The 15,950-nt window shown below is 65.3% G+C and carries 15 protein-coding genes, 1 tRNA gene and 1 pseudogene; 12 read left to right on the top strand and 5 right to left on the bottom strand.

The window, feature by feature from the left end; translation table 11 throughout:
• Positions 1-10 precede the first annotated feature (10 nt).
• Entirely contained in the window at positions 11-1,480 is a 1,470-nt protein-coding gene (locus ACZY0B_RS02030) for an aldehyde dehydrogenase (RefSeq protein ID WP_463762265.1), read from the bottom strand.
• A 224-nt stretch (positions 1,481-1,704) separates the two neighbouring features.
• Here ACZY0B_RS02030 and ACZY0B_RS02025 point away from each other — a divergent pair, with 224 nt between their 5' ends.
• The 9 genes from ACZY0B_RS02025 to ACZY0B_RS01985 all read left to right on the top strand — a co-directional run bounded on the left by ACZY0B_RS02025 (position 1,705) and on the right by ACZY0B_RS01985 (position 10,365).
• Complete coding sequence (locus ACZY0B_RS02025; RefSeq protein WP_463762264.1) at positions 1,705-2,343, top strand: TetR family transcriptional regulator; 639 nt, start codon at positions 1,705-1,707, stop codon at positions 2,341-2,343.
• Positions 2,340-3,557, top strand: coding sequence for a cytochrome P450 (locus ACZY0B_RS02020; RefSeq protein ID WP_463762263.1), 1,218 nt, complete (start codon positions 2,340-2,342; stop codon positions 3,555-3,557). Before ACZY0B_RS02025 ends, ACZY0B_RS02020 begins: the two co-directional genes overlap by 4 nt.
• Complete coding sequence (locus ACZY0B_RS02015) at positions 3,558-4,382, top strand: SDR family oxidoreductase (RefSeq protein WP_463762261.1); 825 nt, start codon at positions 3,558-3,560, stop codon at positions 4,380-4,382.
• A gap of 54 nt (positions 4,383-4,436) precedes the next feature.
• Entirely contained in the window at positions 4,437-5,789 is a 1,353-nt protein-coding gene (locus ACZY0B_RS02010; protein WP_463762260.1) for a cytochrome P450, read from the top strand.
• Positions 5,790-5,801: 12 nt separating this feature from the next.
• On the top strand, positions 5,802-6,011 hold the full coding sequence (locus ACZY0B_RS02005; protein ID WP_463762259.1) for a ferredoxin: 210 nt from the start codon (positions 5,802-5,804) through the stop codon (positions 6,009-6,011).
• Between the two features lie 4 nt (positions 6,012-6,015).
• Entirely contained in the window at positions 6,016-6,570 is a 555-nt protein-coding gene (locus ACZY0B_RS02000; RefSeq protein ID WP_463762258.1) for a nuclear transport factor 2-like protein, read from the top strand.
• Positions 6,571-6,715: 145 nt separating this feature from the next.
• Positions 6,716-7,843, top strand: coding sequence for an NDMA-dependent alcohol dehydrogenase (locus tag ACZY0B_RS01995; protein ID WP_463762257.1), 1,128 nt, complete (start codon positions 6,716-6,718; stop codon positions 7,841-7,843).
• Positions 7,844-7,873: 30 nt separating this feature from the next.
• Positions 7,874-9,928: an FAD-dependent oxidoreductase gene (locus ACZY0B_RS01990; protein ID WP_463762255.1), complete on the top strand. Its 2,055-nt coding sequence runs from the start codon at positions 7,874-7,876 to the stop codon at positions 9,926-9,928.
• Between the two features lie 17 nt (positions 9,929-9,945).
• On the top strand, positions 9,946-10,365 hold the full coding sequence (locus tag ACZY0B_RS01985) for a ketosteroid isomerase family protein (protein ID WP_463762254.1): 420 nt from the start codon (positions 9,946-9,948) through the stop codon (positions 10,363-10,365).
• 110 nt (positions 10,366-10,475) lie between these two features.
• Here ACZY0B_RS01985 and ACZY0B_RS01980 read toward each other — a convergent pair whose 3' ends face one another.
• Complete coding sequence (locus ACZY0B_RS01980) at positions 10,476-11,132, bottom strand: dihydrofolate reductase family protein (RefSeq protein ID WP_463762253.1); 657 nt, start codon at positions 11,130-11,132, stop codon at positions 10,476-10,478.
• Between the two features lie 157 nt (positions 11,133-11,289).
• Here ACZY0B_RS01980 and ACZY0B_RS01975 point away from each other — a divergent pair, with 157 nt between their 5' ends.
• Positions 11,290-11,694 (top strand): HIT family protein, encoded by a 405-nt coding sequence (locus ACZY0B_RS01975; protein ID WP_463762252.1) that lies wholly within the window; start codon positions 11,290-11,292, stop codon positions 11,692-11,694.
• Here the strand turns inward: ACZY0B_RS01975 and ACZY0B_RS01970 are convergent.
• Positions 11,666-13,152, bottom strand: a pseudogene (locus tag ACZY0B_RS01970) (sensor histidine kinase). The gene ACZY0B_RS01975 and the pseudogene ACZY0B_RS01970 sit on opposite strands and share 29 nt — an antisense overlap.
• Positions 13,153-13,187: 35 nt before the next feature.
• The gene (locus ACZY0B_RS01965) at positions 13,188-13,907 is read right to left on the bottom strand and encodes a response regulator transcription factor (RefSeq protein ID WP_463762251.1); all 720 of its coding nucleotides are present in this window, start codon (positions 13,905-13,907) and stop codon (positions 13,188-13,190) included.
• Between the two features lie 159 nt (positions 13,908-14,066).
• Between ACZY0B_RS01965 and ACZY0B_RS01960 the strand changes: the two genes are divergently transcribed.
• Entirely contained in the window at positions 14,067-14,789 is a 723-nt protein-coding gene (locus tag ACZY0B_RS01960) for a hypothetical protein (RefSeq protein WP_463762250.1), read from the top strand.
• Positions 14,790-14,817: 28 nt separating this feature from the next.
• Positions 14,818-14,889, top strand: a tRNA-Thr gene (locus tag ACZY0B_RS01955).
• Positions 14,890-14,918: 29 nt separating this feature from the next.
• On the opposite strand, the gene ACZY0B_RS01950 is transcribed toward ACZY0B_RS01955, so the two are convergent.
• A complete protein-coding gene (locus tag ACZY0B_RS01950; protein WP_463762249.1) occupies positions 14,919-15,698 on the bottom strand; it encodes a DUF732 domain-containing protein in 780 nt (259 codons plus the stop codon).
• Positions 15,699-15,950 lie beyond the last annotated feature (252 nt).

Below are 15,950 nucleotides of genomic sequence, written 5' to 3'. Positions count from 1 at the left end.
GCGAGCTCCTCTAGTTAACCGCTGTCGCAATGGTCTTGGTTTCCAGGTACTCCTCGAAACCGGCCAGACCCATCTCGCGACCGTTTCCGGATTGCTTGTACCCGCCGAACGGCGCATCGGCCGAATACCACACGCCGCCGTTGACATTGATCGTGCCGGCGCGGACCCGCGCGGCAGCCCTGGCCGCCCGCTCCGGGTCGGTGCCGAATACCGTGCCCGACAGCCCGTATGGCGAGTCGTTGGCGATGCGCACCGCGTCGTCGTCGCCGTCGTGCGGGATCACCGTCAGGACCGGGCCGAAGATCTCCTCGCGTGAGCACCGAGCGTCGTTGCCCAGCCCCGCGATCACGGTGGGCTCGATGAAGAAACCGACTTCGCGGTCGGGCGGCCGGCCTCCTCCGCACGCAAACGTCCCGCCCTCAGCGATCGCCGAGTCGAGATAGCCCTGTATCCGATCGCGCTGGCGCGCTGAAATCACTGGCCCACAAATGGTTCTGGGGTCAGTGGGGTCGCCGGCCTTGATGCCGCCCATCGTCGCGGCCGCGATCGAGACGGCTTCGTCATACCGCGCCCGCGGCACCACCAGCCGGGTGGTGATCGCGCAACCCTGCCCGGCGTGCATGCACACCGAGAACCCGGCCATGCCCACCGCGCCGCTCAGGTCGGCATCGTCGAGGACGATGAAGGCCGACTTCCCACCCAGCTCGAGGAAGACCTTCTTGATGGTCGCGGCGCCGTCGGCCATCACGGCGCGGCCGGTGGCAGTCGACCCGGTGAACGAAACCATGTCCACCCGAGGGTCTTTGGACAGCATCGCGCCCACGCTGTGATCGCTGGACGTGACGATGTTGATCACACCGGGCGGAAAGTCAGTGTGCTCGGCGATGAGTTCACCCAGCACGGCAGCACACCAAGGGGTATCGGGGGCTGGCTTCAACACGACGGTGTTTCCGGCGGCCAGCGCGGGCCCGATCTTGGCGAGGTTGATCTGGTGGGGAAAGTTCCACGGTGTGATGGCGCCGACGACACCAACGGCCTCGCGGGCGATGGTGCGCCGGGTGGGAATGCCCATCGGCGATGCCTGGCCGAGATCCTGGTTGTATTCGTATGATTCGGCGGTATCCGCCACGAACGCCAGATCGTTGACCGGCACTTCGAGCTGAGCGATTCCGGTGAGCATCCGAGGCGCACCGACTTCGGCGATGGTCATGTCGCGCAGCTCTTCGAGGTGCTGCTGCATCGCCTCGCGCAGCTGCCGCACACACCGAACCCGCAACTCGATGTTGCGAGACCAGTCCGTGTCGTCGAATGCGCGGCGCGCGGCATCGATCGCCCGGCTCATATCCTCGGCGTCGGCGTCGGCCGCGACTCCCAGTACTTCCTCGGTCGCCGGGTTGACGGTCGGGAAGGTACCGGCACTGCCGGCCGACATCTTGCCGTCGATGAAGAGTTCACTCACGCCGTCGGCCAACAAGGCCATCTCTCGCTCCCGTCTATGGGGTGGCAAATACATGGGGCAAAATCCATTCGTGTGCAGAATGGACAGTTGTCCGATAATGTCCCATCGCACCATAGCCGCCGGGCCATCCACGGTGCAAGAGCCGATCTCGCAACAGGCCCCAGCGCGCGGCAAAACTGCTTATTAAGCGGCATATTTATCGGACGGGCTTGCTTCACATCCCATCCGTCGGATAGCTTGGACATGTGTCCAGCGATGCCCTGGTTACGGTCACAGCCCAGGCCGAGCAACCTACCGGTCAGGCGCCGCGCAATCGCCGCCAAGAGGAGACCTTCCGCAAGGTGCTCACCGCCGGCATCGAAACCCTGCGCGAGAAGTCCTACGCCGACCTGACGGTGCGTGCCGTCGCGGCCCGGGCCAAAGTTGCCCCGGCCACGGCTTACACCTACTTCTCGTCGAAAAACCACTTGATCGCCGAGGTGTACCTGGACCTGGTCCAACAGGTCCCGTTCTTCACCGACGTCAACGACCCCATGCCGGTCCGGGTCGACAAGGTGTTGCGCCATCTGGCCTTGGTCGTCGCCGATGAGCCCGAGGTCGGGGCGGCCTGCACGATCGCACTGCTCGGCGGGGGCGCCGATCCCGCGGTGGGCGCCGCGCGTGATCGGATCGGCGCGGAGATCCACCGCCGCATCGCGACGGCCATCGGGCCCGGCGCCGACGCCAGCACGGTGTCCGCTCTCGAGATGACGTTCTTCGGCGCATTGGTGCAGGCAGCCAGTGGCCAGTTCACCTATCACCAGATCGCCGACCGGCTGGCCTATGTAGTGAGTCTGATCCTGCCCGGCACCGGGGAGACGAGCCAGGAGACAAGATCCGAATGACCGTCCACGTTGGAGACCACGAATTGGTCCTCGATCCTTACGACTATGACTTCCACGAAGATCCGTATCCGTATTACCAACGGCTACGCGACGACGCGCCGCTGTATCGCAACGAAGAACTGAAGTTCTGGGCGCTGTCGCGGCATCAAGATGTGCTGCAAGGATTCCGCAACAGCACAACGCTTTCCAACAAGTTCGGCGTCTCGTTGGACCCGGCGTCGCGCGGCCCGCACGCCAGCAAGACGATGAGCTTCCTCGCGATGGACGACCCGGCCCACCTGCGGCTGCGGACTCTGGTGTCGAAAGGGTTCACGCCCAGGCGGATCCGCGAACTCGAGCCGCGGGTCACCGAGATCGCGCACCAGCACCTGGACATCATGCTGGAGAAGGCGGCCGACGGAGCGGTCGACTACGTCGACGAATTCGCCGGCAAGCTACCCATGGACGTCATCTCCGAACTGATGGGGGTTCCCGAACCGGACCGCGACCAGGTGCGTGCCTGGGCGGACGGCGTCATGCACCGCGACGAGGGCGTCACCGACGTGCCGGCCGCGGCGGTCGACGCGTCGATCAACCTCATCGTCTACTACCAACAGATGGTCGCCGAGCGCCGCGAGAAGCCGACCGACGACCTGACGACTGCGCTGCTCGAGGCCGAGATCGACGGCGATCGGCTGACCGACGACGAAATCATCGGATTCATGTTCCTGATGGTGATCGCCGGCAACGAGACGACCACCAAACTCCTTGCCAACGCTGCGTTTTGGGGCCACCGGAACCCCGATCAGCTCACCCCGGTCTACGCCGACCTCGAGCTGGTGCCGTCGTGGGTGGAGGAGACCTTGCGCTACGACACCTCCAGCCAGATCCTGGCCCGCACCGTGGCCGGCGAGCTCACGCTTTACGACACCACGATCCCCGACGGGGACATCCTGCTGCTGCTGCCCGGCTCCGGGCACCGCGACGAGCGGGTGTTCGACAACCCCGACGACTATGTGATCGGGCGCGAAATCGGGCCTAAACTCCTGAGTTTCGGCAGCGGTGCGCACTTCTGCCTGGGCGCCCACCTGGCCAGGATGGAGGCCCGAGTGGCACTCACCGAACTGTTCAAGCGAATCAAGGGTTACGAGGTCGATGAGGCCAACTCGGTTCGTGTCCATTCCAGTAACGTGCGCGGGTTCGCACACCTACCGATGGCCCTGGAGGTCTCCTAGATGCCCCGCTTTGCTCCCCTGCCCGAACGTCGACCGGCGATAGTGGCCGGCGCTTCCTCCGGCATCGGAGAAGCCACTGCCATCGAACTCGCGGCGCATGGCTTCCCGGTCGCCCTGGGCGCCCGCCGGGTCGAGAAGCTCGACGACATCGTCGGCAAGATCAACGCCGAAGGTGGCGAGGCGGTCGGATTCCACCTGGACGTCACCGACCCGAACTCAGTGAAATCCTTTGTCGCACAAGCGGTGGATGCGCTCGGTGACATCGAGGTGTTGGTGGCCGGCGCGGGCGACACCTACTTCGGCAAGCTAGCCGAGATCACCACCGACGAGTTCGAGTCGCAGCTGCAGATCCACGTCGTCGGCGCCAACCGGCTCGCCACCGCGGTGCTGCCGGGCATGCTCGAACGCCAGCGCGGCGACCTCATCTTCGTCGGCTCCGATGTGGCCCTGCGCCAACGGCCGCACATGGGCGCCTACGGAGCGGCCAAGGCCGCGCTGGTCGCGATGGTCACCAACTTCCAGATGGAGCTCGAGGGAACCGGCGTGCGCGCCTCGATCGTGCACCCCGGCCCGACGAAGACGTCGATGGGCTGGAGCCTGCCGGCCGACAAGATCGGCCCCGCGCTCGAAGATTGGGCCAAGTGGGGCCAGGCCCGCCATGACTACTTCCTGCGCGCGGCGGACCTGGGACGCGCCATCACCTTCGTCGCCGAAACACCGCGCGGTGGCTACATCGCGAACATGGAGCTTCAGCCCGAAGCCCCGTTGGCCGACAACAAAGATCGCCAGAAGCTCGCACTCGGCGAAGATGGGATGCCGTCATGACTTCGCGAAACGACGATGCGGCGCGCGACCCGCGCGCCGGTGAGGAGTGAGCAAATGACCACCGCCATCGTGCCCCGGGTGTCCGGCGGCGAAGAAGAACACGGACACCTCGAGGAGTTCCGGACCGACCCGATCGGCCTGATGCAGCGCATCCGTGACGAGTGTGGCGACGTCGGCTGGTTCCAGCTGGTCGACAAGCACGTCATCTTCCTGTCGGGCTCCGAAGCCAACGAGTTCTTCTTCCGCTCCGCCGACGAGGATCTCGACCAGGCCGAGGCCTACCCGTTCATGACGCCGATCTTCGGCAAGGGCGTCGTGTTCGACGCCAGCCCCGAACGGCGCAAGGAGATGCTGCACAACTCGGCGCTGCGCGGCGAGCAGATGAAGGGCCACGCCGCCACCATCGAGGGCGAGGTCAAGAAGATGATCGCCAACTGGGGCGACGAGGGCGAGATCGAGCTGCTCGACTTCTTCGCCGAGCTGACCATCTACACCTCGACGGCCTGCCTGATCGGGCTGAAGTTCCGCGAACAGCTCGACCACCGGTTCGCCGAGTACTACCACATGCTCGAGCGCGGCACCGATCCGCTCTGCTACGTCGACCCGTACCTGCCGATCGAAAGCTTCCGTCTTCGCGACGAGGCGCGCGTCAAACTCGTTGCGCTGGTGCAGGAGATCATGGATCAGCGAATCGCGAACCCGCCGAAGGACAAGGCCGACCGCGACATGCTCGACGTGCTGGTGTCGATCCGCGACGAGGAGGGCAATCCACGATTCTCCGCGGACGAGGTCACCGGGATGTTCATCTCGCTGATGTTCGCGGGGCACCACACCAGCTCGGGGACCTCGGCGTGGACGTTGATCGAGTTGATCCGCCATCCCGATGTGTACGCCGAGGTGCTGGCCGAGCTCGAGGAGCTCTACGCCGACGGCCAGGAGGTGAGTTTCCATGCGCTGCGCCAGATTCCGAAGCTGGACAACGTGGTCAAGGAGACCCTGCGCCTGCATCCGCCGCTGATCATCCTGATGCGGGTCGCCAAGGGCGAATTCGAGGTGCAGGGCTTTCCTATCCACGAGGGTGACTTCGTGGCGGCGTCGCCGGCGATCTCGAACCGGATCCCGGAGGATTTCCCCGACCCCGACGGGTTCAACCCGGACCGCTACAACAAGCCCGAGCAAGCCGACATCGTCAACCGGTGGACCTGGATTCCGTTCGGCGCGGGGCGGCACCGCTGCGTAGGCGCCGCGTTCGCGCAGATGCAGATCAAGGCAATCTTCTCGGTTCTGTTGCGCGAGTATGAGTTTGAGATGGCCCAGCCCGCCGACAGCTACCACAACGACCACTCCAAGATGGTCGTGCAGCTTGCCCGGCCGGCCAAGGCGCGCTACCGCAAGCGCAACGCGTAAGGAGTAAGTCCGATGGGCGCATTCAGAGTCGAAGCGGATCTGGATTTGTGTCAGGGCCACGCCATGTGCGAACTGGAGGCGCCGGACTACTTCCGGGTGCCCAAGCGGGGCAAGGTCGAGATTCTCGACCCCGAACCGCCCGAAGACGCCCGCGATGAAGTCGAGCGCGCGGTCGATATGTGCCCAACGCAAGCACTATTCATCAAAGAGAAGGAAGACTGACCCCATGACATCACAGGCGTCACACTCGCGCGAAGACCTCGAGGCATGGGTTGACCGCTGGCTGCAGGCCAACAAGGACTGTGAAAAGGCCGGCGACTGGAAGCCGTTGGCAGATTTCTACACCAAGGACGCGACCTACGGCTGGAACATCGGCCCCAAGGAAGATGTGATGTGCGTTGGCGTCGACGAGATCCGCGATGTCGCGCTCGGCCTCGAGATGGAGGGCCTGGAGAACTGGGTCTACGAGTACCAGAAGGTGCTCATCGACGAGAAGCAGGGCGAGATCGTCGGCTTCTGGAAGCAAATCGTCAACAAGACCGACGGCACCCAGGACGAGATCTACGGCATCGGTGGCAGCTGGTTCCGCCTCAACGGCGAAGGGCTCATCGAGTGGCAGCGTGACTTCTTCGACTTCGGTCACGTCGCGAAGATGTTTGGGAAGCTCATCGAGTCCGGCGATCTCAGTACCGGCATGCAGAAGCGCATCGAACGCAGCATCGCCGGCGAGCGGCTGCCGGGCTACTACCCGATTGGGGAGGCGCCGTCTCCGATCTGGTGAGCCGGAGCGCACCCAACCAAGCATTTGATTTGTTGTAAGCGCTATGCTGGCGCGACAAGGGTGCCGTGTGGCACTTCTCACCACCGCTGCCGGACAAGATCGGTCGGGCAGTTAATTTCAAAGGCGAAATGGGGTCAGGTCCAACGTGAAGACAAAAGGCGCGCTGATCTGGGAATTCAACCAGCCGTGGTCCATCGAAGAGATCGAAATCGGCGACCCGCAAGCGCACGAGGTCAAGATCCAGATGGAAGCGGCGGGCATGTGCCACTCCGACCATCACTTGGTTACCGGCGGCATCCCGATGGCCGGGTTCCCGGTCCTCGGTGGGCACGAAGGTGCGGGCATCGTCACCGAAGTTGGACCCGGCGTCGAGGACATCGCCCCGGGCGACCACGTGGTGCTGTCCTTCATCCCGTCCTGTGGGCAGTGTCCGACCTGTCAGGCCGGCATGCGCAACCTGTGCGACTTGGGAGCCGGCCTGCTGGGCGGCGCCGCGGTCTCCGACGGCACCTTCCGCATCCAGGCGCGCGGCCAGAACGTCTTCCCCATGACTCTGCTGGGCACCTTCTCGCCGTACATGGTCGTGCACCGCAGCTCGGTGGTGAAGATCGACCCGTCGGTGCCGTTCGAGGTGGCCGCCCTGGTCGGCTGCGGTGTCACCACGGGTTACGGTTCGTCGGTCCGTACCGCCAACATCCGGCCGGGTGAAGACGTCGCCATTGTCGGCGTCGGCGGTGTCGGCATGGCAGCGCTGCAGGGTGCGGTCAACGCGGGCGCGCGCTACGTCTTCGCGATCGACCCGGTGGAGTGGAAGCGCGATCAGGCGCTCAAGTTCGGCGCCACCCACGTCTACCCCGACATCAACGCCGCGCTGATGGGCATGGCCGAGGTCACCTACGGCCTCATGGCCCACAAAGTGGTCGTCACCGTCGGTGAGCTGCTCGGTGCCGACATCGACAACTACCTCAACATCACCCAAAAGGGCGGCACCTGCGTGCTGACCGCCATCGGCAGCCTGCTGGACACCAACGTGACCCTGAACCTGGCGATGCTGACCCTGATGCAGAAGAACCTGCAGGGCACCATCTTCGGTGGCGGCAACCCGCAGTACGACATCCCGCAGCTGCTGTCGATGTACAAGGCCGGCAAGCTCAACCTGGACGACATGATCACCCGCCAGTACAAGCTGGAGCAGATCAACGACGGCTACCAGGACATGCTGGACGGCAAGAACATTCGCGGCGTCATCCGGTTCACCGACGCCGATCGGTAAGCCAACCCGCTGCGCGGCGCGTGGTCCTGGGTGACCGCCTTTCCGCACCTTTTGGCGCCGGGACGAATCGGCGCCATGACGGTGCGCAACCGGGTCGTCATGTCTCCGATGGAGACGATGTATGGCACCTCGGACGGTCTGCCCTCCGAGCGCACCCGCGACTACTTCGCGGCCCGCGCCCGTGGTGGGGTCGGGCTGATCACGTTGGGCGCCACCGGAGTTGACCATCACCACCCCGAGACTCCCGGTGGCCTGCATCTGGGTACCGACGCTGCGGTCGACGCCCATCGGGCGCTGGTGGAGGTCGTGCACGAACACGGCGCCAAGATCCAGCCCCAGATCGTGCACGCCGGGCCCGACGGCCTAGGACCCGAGATCTTCGGCGTCGCGTCGTTGGGGCCATCGGTGATCCCGTCGTATCTCACCGGGCGGCCGTCGAGCGAGATCAGCAAGCAACAGCTCTGCGAGGTCTTCGACTTGTTCAAGGCCGCGGTGCGCCGCGCCGCCGAGGCCGGATACGACGGTATCGAGCTGCACGCCGCGCACGGCTACATGCTGCTGGGTTCTTTCCTTGCCCCACAACGCAATCGGCGAACCGACGACTATCGGGGCGACTCGACGCGCGGCCGGCTGCACGTGGTGCTCGAGGCGCTGGCCGCAATTCGGTCCGAGGTCGGCGACGCGCTGCCGATCACCCTGCGCATCTCCGGCTACGAGCGGGTCGCCGGTGGACGGCCGATCTACGAAACCGCCCGAATGGCACCCGAACTCGTAGCCGCCGGGGTGAGCGCTTTCCACGTCAGCGGTGGGGTGATCGACCGGCTGGTCACCGGGATGGTCAACGGCGCCGACGACGGCGACGCGGTCAACGTCGGCGCCGCAGCCGCCGTCAAGCAGGTGGTCGACGTGCCGGTGATCGCCGTCGGCCGGATCCATGACCCGGGACGGGCCGAGCGGATCCTGGCCGACGGGCGCGCGGACTTCATCGCGATGGGACGACCGTTGCTGGCCGACCCCGACCTGCCGCGCAAACTGCAATCCGGCCAGGCGCACCGCGTCCGCAAGTGCATCTCCTGCGAAAACTGTATTGACGCAATGGAACAGCGCTTTTCCGTCGACTGCGCCGTCAACCCCCGCACCGGCAAGGAGCGCGAATTAGCGGCCCCCCACACTGGCCGCGCCAAACGCGTCGTGGTGATCGGCGGCGGACCGGCCGGCTTGGAGGCCGCCCGGGTGGCCGCTGAGCGCGGCCATCGCGTCACGCTTTTCGAACGCGCCGGCCAACTCGGCGGCGCGTTGCGCTGGGCATCCGTGCTACATCCGGAAAACCAGCCGTTCCTGACCTATCTGCGCGACGAGATCAGGCTGAGCGGCACCAAAGTGCATCTAGGCCATACTATTTCGGCCGACGACGTCGTCGCGCATGCACCCGACGCGGTGGTGGTAGCCACCGGTGGCCACGTCGCGGTGCCGGCGATTCCGGGAGCCGACCTGCCACACGTGCATACCGGACCGGGATTGCGTGAGTTGCTCGGCGGCCACGCCGAATCCACCGATCCGGCCTGGCAGCGGCTGGGCGCCTCGCTGTTGGCGGGCTGGCGGCAGCGGCTGGTGCGCCCCGCCGCGGTCCGGCTTGCCACCCGCGCCTGGATGCCGATCGGCCGTCGGGTCGTCATCATCGGCGGCGACCTGGTCGCCCTGGAGCTCGCAGAGTTTCTGGCCGGCCGGGGCCGGCTGGTGTCGATCCTCGAGGCCGGCAAGGACATCGCCCCGGAAGTGGGCAACAAACGCAAGACCGAACACATGGATCGACTCGACCGCCTCGGCGTCACCGTGCACGTCCGCGCCGCGGTCGACAACATCACTACGGACGCCGTGGCATTCACACCCGTCGGTGGAACCCCCCGAGAACTGCCCGCCGAAAGCGTCGTGATCGCAGGATCAGTCGAACCCGACACCGCGCTGTTCGACAACCTGAAAGCCGCGATGCCCGGCGCCGACGTGCATGCCGCCGGCGATTGCAGCGGCCTGGGGCTCATTCGTAAGGCAACCGAAGAGGGCGCACGCGCCGCGTGCGCGATCTAGTGACAGGAGAAATTCGCATGACCCAAACCGCCCAATCCCCGGCGCTGACCGCGTCGCAGTCGTCGTGGCGCTGCGCACAAGGAAAAGACCGGGATGGCTGGCTGGCACTGATGACCGACGATGTAGTCATCGAGGACCCGATCGGCAAGTCCGTCACCAATCCCGACGGCACCGGTGTGCGCGGCAAGGCAGCTGTCGGCGAGTTTTTCGACAACAACATCGCCAAGAACCAGCTCACCATCACCTGCGAGGAGACCTTCCCGTCGAGCACACCCGACGAGATCGCTCATATTCTGGTGCTGCAGAGCAAGTTTGAGGGCGGGATGACCAGCAAGGTCCGTGGCGTGTTCACCTACAAGGTCAACGAGGCGGGCCTGATCACCAACATGCGTGGGTACTGGAACCTCGACGTGATGGAGTTCGGCCAGGAGGACTGAGCCGGTAGCGCATGCGAGACGGGGCGCAGTCCACGGCAACCAGGGCCGTGGCGGCAATTTTGACGAACGCATGCTTGGCCCCATGGTCCGCTCGTTTCTTCTGGATTCGCCTAGCGGCGCGTAAAGCTCAGATGTGTGACGCCGCCGGGGCTGCTCACCGATTCCAGCGCGAATCGCCGCTCGAGGCCCTCTAGCCCCCTCCACAACGACTCCCCGCGGCCCAAGATGATCGGCACCACCGCGATGTGCATGTGGTCGACGAGGTCCGCGGCGAGGAATTGGCGGACGGTCGTGGGCCCGCCACCGAGTCGAATATCAAGGTCTCCGGCGGCTTTTCGGGCGATCTCGAGGGATTCCGCCGGACTTGCGTCGATGAAGTGAAAAGTCGTGCCACCTTCCATCTCGATCGAGGGTCGAGGGTGGTGGGTGAGCACAAAGACGGGCGTATGAAATGGCGGGTCGGCGCCCCACCAGCCTTTCCACTCTTCACCGCTCGCTTGGCTGGTCCATCGGCCGCGCTGCGGCCCGAACTTGTGGCGCCCCATTATTTCGGCGCCGATGCCCGGCGCCCAATTGTTGGCTAAGGCGTCGTCAATGCCCCTAGTCCCACCCGACTCGCCGTGCATTGCGCGGAATGTGCGAGTAGCGAAGAACCACTCGTGCAACCGACCGCCAGCGTGCCCGAACGGCGCATCCATACTTTGGCCAACACCCGTACCGAAACCGTCGAGAGAAACCGAAAAGTTGTGCACGCGCACCTGTGACATGGCGAAATCTCCTAAGCATTCCCGCGTTGCGTCCCTGCAGGATTGACCATCAACACTGGCCAAACTCATCGGCCGATCGCCGAGATTGCAGTCACGGTTGTGGAGTCGTCGGCAACCACAGCTATGGCGGCAATCTCGCCGACCCTATGCTGGGGCCATGGCGTCGATCTTCACCAAGATCATCAACCGTGAACTCCCCGGCCGATTTGTTTATGAGGACGACGACGTCGTCGCGTTCCTGACGATTGAGCCGATGACACAAGGCCACACGCTCGTGGTACCGCGCGCCGAGATCGATCAGTGGCAAGACGTCGACAACCCGGCGTTCGCCCGCGTGATGTCGGTGAGCCAGCTGATCGGCAAGGCCGTGTGCAAGGCGTTCCGGGCCGAACGTGCCGGCGTGATCATCGCGGGACTCGAAGTGCCCCACTTACACGTTCATGTGTTCCCCACCCGCAGCCTGAGCGACTTCGGCTTCGCCAACGTCGACCGCAACCCGTCGGCGGAATCGCTCGATCAAGCACAGGCCAGGATCAAGGCGGCCCTGGAGCAGCTGGCGTAGGCGTCAGCCAACCTGGGCGGGTACGTCGCTGACGCGCGGCAGGCTGACGCGGAAGCAGCAGCCCTCCCCCGGCGCGGTTCGCACGGTCACCCTGCCGCCGTGTGCCTGCACCAACGAGTGGACGATGGACAGCCCGAGCCCGGTACCGCCGCTGGCCCGGGCCCGGGACGAGTCGGTGCGATAGAACCGCTCGAACACCCGCGACGCATCCTGTTGGCTCATGCCGGGGCCCTTGTCGGCCACCTCAATCACCGCGTCGTCACCGGAGGTGCCGACCCGAACGATGACGTCCGCGGTTGCCGGGGTGTGCTGCAACGCATTGGCCACCAGGTTGCTCAGCACCTGGCGGATCCGGGGCTCGTCGCCGAGCACCTCGGGGGTGCCGGGGCCGTCGAGAACTTCCATCGAGATGGTGCGTTTGGGATCGATCGCCCGCCCGTCGTGCACGGCGTCGCTGGCCAGCGCCAGCAGGTCGACGCGATTGTGTTCCAGCGGGCGTTGCACGTCGAGCCGAGCCAGCAGCAGCAAGTCGTCGACCAGTAAGCCCATCCGGCTGGCTTCGCTTTCGATGCGCGACAGCAACATGGCCACGTCACGCGCGGCGCCCTGCCGATAGAGTTCGGCGAAACCGCGAATGGTGGTCAGCGGGGTGCGCAGTTCGTGGCTGGCGTCGGTGATGAACCGGCGCATCCGTTCCTCCGAACCGCGGGCCGTCTCGGCCGAGGACTCCGAGGACGCCACCGCTTGCTGAATCTGGGTAAGCATTCCGTTGAGCGCCAACGAAAGTCGGCCCACTTCGGTCCGGGGATCGCGTTCTGGAACACGACGATCCAGTTGTCCCGCCGCGATCGCGGCCGCTGTCTGTTCGACCTCGATCAATGGCCGAAGGCTGCGGTGCACCACCGCGAAGCCGGCGATACCGACCACCACCAGCACCGCCACCCCTATCCCGAACTGCAACCACACCAGGGAGCGCACCGTGTGCTGAACATCGGACAGATCGATCGCGACGGTCGTCAGGCCGTTGGGCCCTCGTACCGACACCGCACGCCACTGAATATCCGAACCGCTAATCGAGGGCAGCGTCGTCGGGTTGGGGCCCACGTCGCTGTCGGGCGGCAGGGCCGGTTCGGCATTGCGATCATTGATGGCCGTGAACGGTTTGCCGTCGGTGCCGACGCCGCGCACGTAGTACTTCGACGGCGGCCGGCCCGGGTCAGGGCCCTCGAAAGAGGACGCCGTCAGCTGCCGCCGCGGCGCCAACGCCCAGCCGCGCGACGCCTCCAGCAGCGTCTGGTCGATTCGGCTGATCAGACTGTGCCGCAGGATCGACGTGACCATGATGCCCGAGGCCGCCAGACCGCAGGCGACCAAAACCAGGGTGGCCGCGACCAGCCCCACCCGTAGGGGCAATCCACGCCGAACCTGTGTGGCTGCTGTTTCCGTATTCCTCGCCACCGATTGCTACTTTCGCCGAATGGCTGAGTGCGTGCTCAGCGCGGCTCCCGAAGAACGTAGCCCACCCCGCGCAAGGTGTGCAGCAGCCGCTTCTCCCCAGTATCGATCTTGCGACGCAGATACGATACATAAGACTCGACGACATTGACGTCGCCGCCGAAATCGTAGCGCCAGACGTGGTCGAGGATTTTCGGCTTGCTCAGCACCGTCCCCGCGTTGATCACGAAGTACCGCAGCAGCGTGAATTCGGTGGGCGACAACGACACCGGTTCGCCGGCTTTCCACACTTCGTGGGTCTCTTCGTCCAGCTCGATGTCGGCGAATGTCAGGCGGGCGTTGTGCGTTTCGGCGCCACCCTTGCCGGCGCGCCGCAAGATGACGCGCAGCCGGGCGACGACCTCCTCCAGACTGAACGGTTTCGTCACGTAGTCGTCGCCGCCCAGCGTCAGGCCCGCGATCTTGTCCTGCAGGGAGTCGCGCGCGGTCAGGAACAACGCCGGGGCATCGATGCCGTCGGCACGCAGCCGGCGCAGCACCCCGAAGCCGTCCATCCCGGGCATCATCACGTCGAGGATCACTGCGTCGGGCCGTGCTTCGCGGGCGCGATCCAGGGCTTGGGCTCCGTTGGTCGCCGTGGCCACCTCGAACCCCTGGAACTTCAGACTCACGGAAAGCAGTTCGACGATGTTGACCTCGTCGTCAACGACAAGGACACGCGCCTCCGGTCTCGTTTCACCTTGGGTTGCCGACGTCATCTGGTCACATCCGTCCCTTGCCTGAACGTTGTCTTTGCAATCATTGTGTAGTTCCTGTGAGCCCGGTGCGCATCATCTGCTAGTAGTCTGCCAGGAATCATCGCATCGGCTTGGACCGGTCCCCGTGTTTTCGGGCGCGTGGTGCATAGACTCGAAGTCATGGACTTCGCCAGAAGCATGGTTTCCGTCGCGACCGCACCCGCGCGAGTCGGCCTTGCCGCGGCAGAGGCGAGCCTGAACCTCGCCAGCGTGGCGGTCGGGGTGGCGAAGCGATCGCTGGGCGACGGCGGAGCCGACGGAACGAACCCCATGACCTCCATGCTGGGGATCGATGATGCGATCATCCGCGCCAATCGACTGGCCAGGCTGATGGACGACGACGCACCGCTGGGACGCGCCATGGCGCCCGACGGGCCGGTCGACCGCCTGCTGCGCCCGGGCGGGGTGGTGGATCTGTTGATGTCGGAAGACGGTCTGGTCGATCGCCTGACCGCGGAGGGTGGCGGCCTAAAGCGCGCGCTGCAGCCGGGTGGGCTGGCCGATCAGCTGCTGTCCGAGGACGGGTTGATCGAAAGAGTGCTGTCCGAGGATGGTTTGGCGGACCGGCTGCTTTCCGAAGGCGGCCTGATCGACAAGCTCACCGCCAAACGTGGTCCGCTCGACCAACTCGCCGACGTAGCCGACACCCTGGCCCGGTTGACGCCGGGGATGGAGGCGCTGGAGCCTGCCATCGCCACTCTGCAGGACGCCGTCATGGCACTCACGATGGTGGTCAACCCGCTGAGCAACATCGCCGACCGCATCCCGCTGCCCGGCCGTCGACCGCGTCGCTCGCCGTCGCGGACGGTGCCGTCACAACGCATCATCGACGGCGACTCGTGAGCCGTTAAACTTGCAGCCGATTTACCCGGCCTCCTTAGCTCAGTGGTAGAGCACTCGCCTTGTAAGCGAGCGGTCGTCAGTTCAAACCTGACAGGGGGCTCAACGCGGTAACCGGCCTAGTGATCCGGTTTACGGGTGGCCCGGGAGCCCGTCCAGACCTCCCTGGATACCGTGCAGATCATCTTGGATGCCTTGCAGTCTTCCTTCGATGGCCTGCAGATCGGAAAGCGTGTTCTGATACGCCGGCTGCTCCTCGTTCACCATGGAAGGTTGAGACTGAGGGCAGTACGCGACGATGGCACCCGCGGTGACGCTGGCGCTCTGATTGGCATCCCATATCGTCGAGCGCTGCACGAATCCGACCGCATCTGCGAATTTCGGTTGGCGTGCTAGGAAGTCGCAGACGGCATGCCCTTGGGCCATCACGTATTCCTGGCTGGGAACCGGTACACCTTCCTGCTTCAACGCCGTGATGAGTGCCACGTCGGCCATGTCGATCCGCGGAGCGGGTGGTTTAGGCGCAACCGGTTTGGGCGTCGCGGCCGACGGTGGCGCGGCCGATGGCGGGGTTTCCGCCGACTGCTGCGGTGAACTCTGGTGGTGCACCGCGAACATCACCACCACCGCGGCGGCGAGGCCTATCAGAGACAGCGGCAACGCCGCCAAAAAGCCAAAGCGGCGCCGCGCACCATGACGCCGGGCAGGCGTGGTTTTGGCGGTCTTGGTTTCGCGCAACCAGGCGTCGGGGACAAACACGGGTTCAACCGCCGGCACCGGTTCGGGGTTAAGCTCCCCTGCGCTGTGGGCCAGGAGTTCGTCGAGCAGTTCGTCGGCCTCGCGGGACGACGGCTGACCGCCCTGCGCAGCGATCCGCCGCAATTCCGACTCGATCGCCTCGCGGTCCCGCATATCAACCAGTTTGCGAGTGTCACGACATTGTGACAAGTCCTGGTCGACACCGCGGCAACGACCATGTGAAACCCGGCGCCTAACTGCTTGGACCTTCGGTCGAATCCGCGGCATCCTGATCGAGAAGGCGCTAAGCGGGGCCGGCATTGATTTCGACGTGTGGGTTGCGCGCGATGGGCCCGAGAAAGGACGAGTTCGAGCAACACGGCCGCCACCTGATGTTCGGTCAGCAGCCGGAGGCGAGCGGGCTTC

It is taken from the genome of Mycobacterium sp. IDUB_19 (assembly GCF_055419445.1).
This window is presented reverse-complemented; position numbering and strand designations above follow the sequence as displayed.

Bases quoted from the DNA above. Each gene is read 5' to 3' on its own strand.
- ACZY0B_RS02020 (WP_463762263.1), top strand. From the start codon at position 2,340: ATGACCGTCCACGTTGGAGACCACGAATTGGTCCTCGATCCTTACGAC.
- ACZY0B_RS01965 (WP_463762251.1), bottom strand. From the start codon at position 13,907: ATGACGTCGGCAACCCAAGGTGAAACGAGACCGGAGGCGCGTGTCCTT.
- ACZY0B_RS02005 (WP_463762259.1), top strand. From the start codon at position 5,802: ATGGGCGCATTCAGAGTCGAAGCGGATCTGGATTTGTGTCAGGGCCAC.
- ACZY0B_RS02010 (WP_463762260.1), top strand. From the start codon at position 4,437: ATGACCACCGCCATCGTGCCCCGGGTGTCCGGCGGCGAAGAAGAACAC.
- ACZY0B_RS01960 (WP_463762250.1), top strand. From the start codon at position 14,067: ATGGACTTCGCCAGAAGCATGGTTTCCGTCGCGACCGCACCCGCGCGA.
- ACZY0B_RS01980 (WP_463762253.1), bottom strand. From the start codon at position 11,132: ATGTCACAGGTGCGCGTGCACAACTTTTCGGTTTCTCTCGACGGTTTC.
- ACZY0B_RS02015 (WP_463762261.1), top strand. From the start codon at position 3,558: ATGCCCCGCTTTGCTCCCCTGCCCGAACGTCGACCGGCGATAGTGGCC.
- ACZY0B_RS01950 (WP_463762249.1), bottom strand. From the start codon at position 15,698: ATGCGGGACCGCGAGGCGATCGAGTCGGAATTGCGGCGGATCGCTGCG.
- ACZY0B_RS02000 (WP_463762258.1), top strand. From the start codon at position 6,016: ATGACATCACAGGCGTCACACTCGCGCGAAGACCTCGAGGCATGGGTT.
- ACZY0B_RS02030 (WP_463762265.1), bottom strand. From the start codon at position 1,480: ATGGCCTTGTTGGCCGACGGCGTGAGTGAACTCTTCATCGACGGCAAG.
- ACZY0B_RS01985 (WP_463762254.1), top strand. From the start codon at position 9,946: ATGACCCAAACCGCCCAATCCCCGGCGCTGACCGCGTCGCAGTCGTCG.
- ACZY0B_RS01975 (WP_463762252.1), top strand. From the start codon at position 11,290: ATGGCGTCGATCTTCACCAAGATCATCAACCGTGAACTCCCCGGCCGA.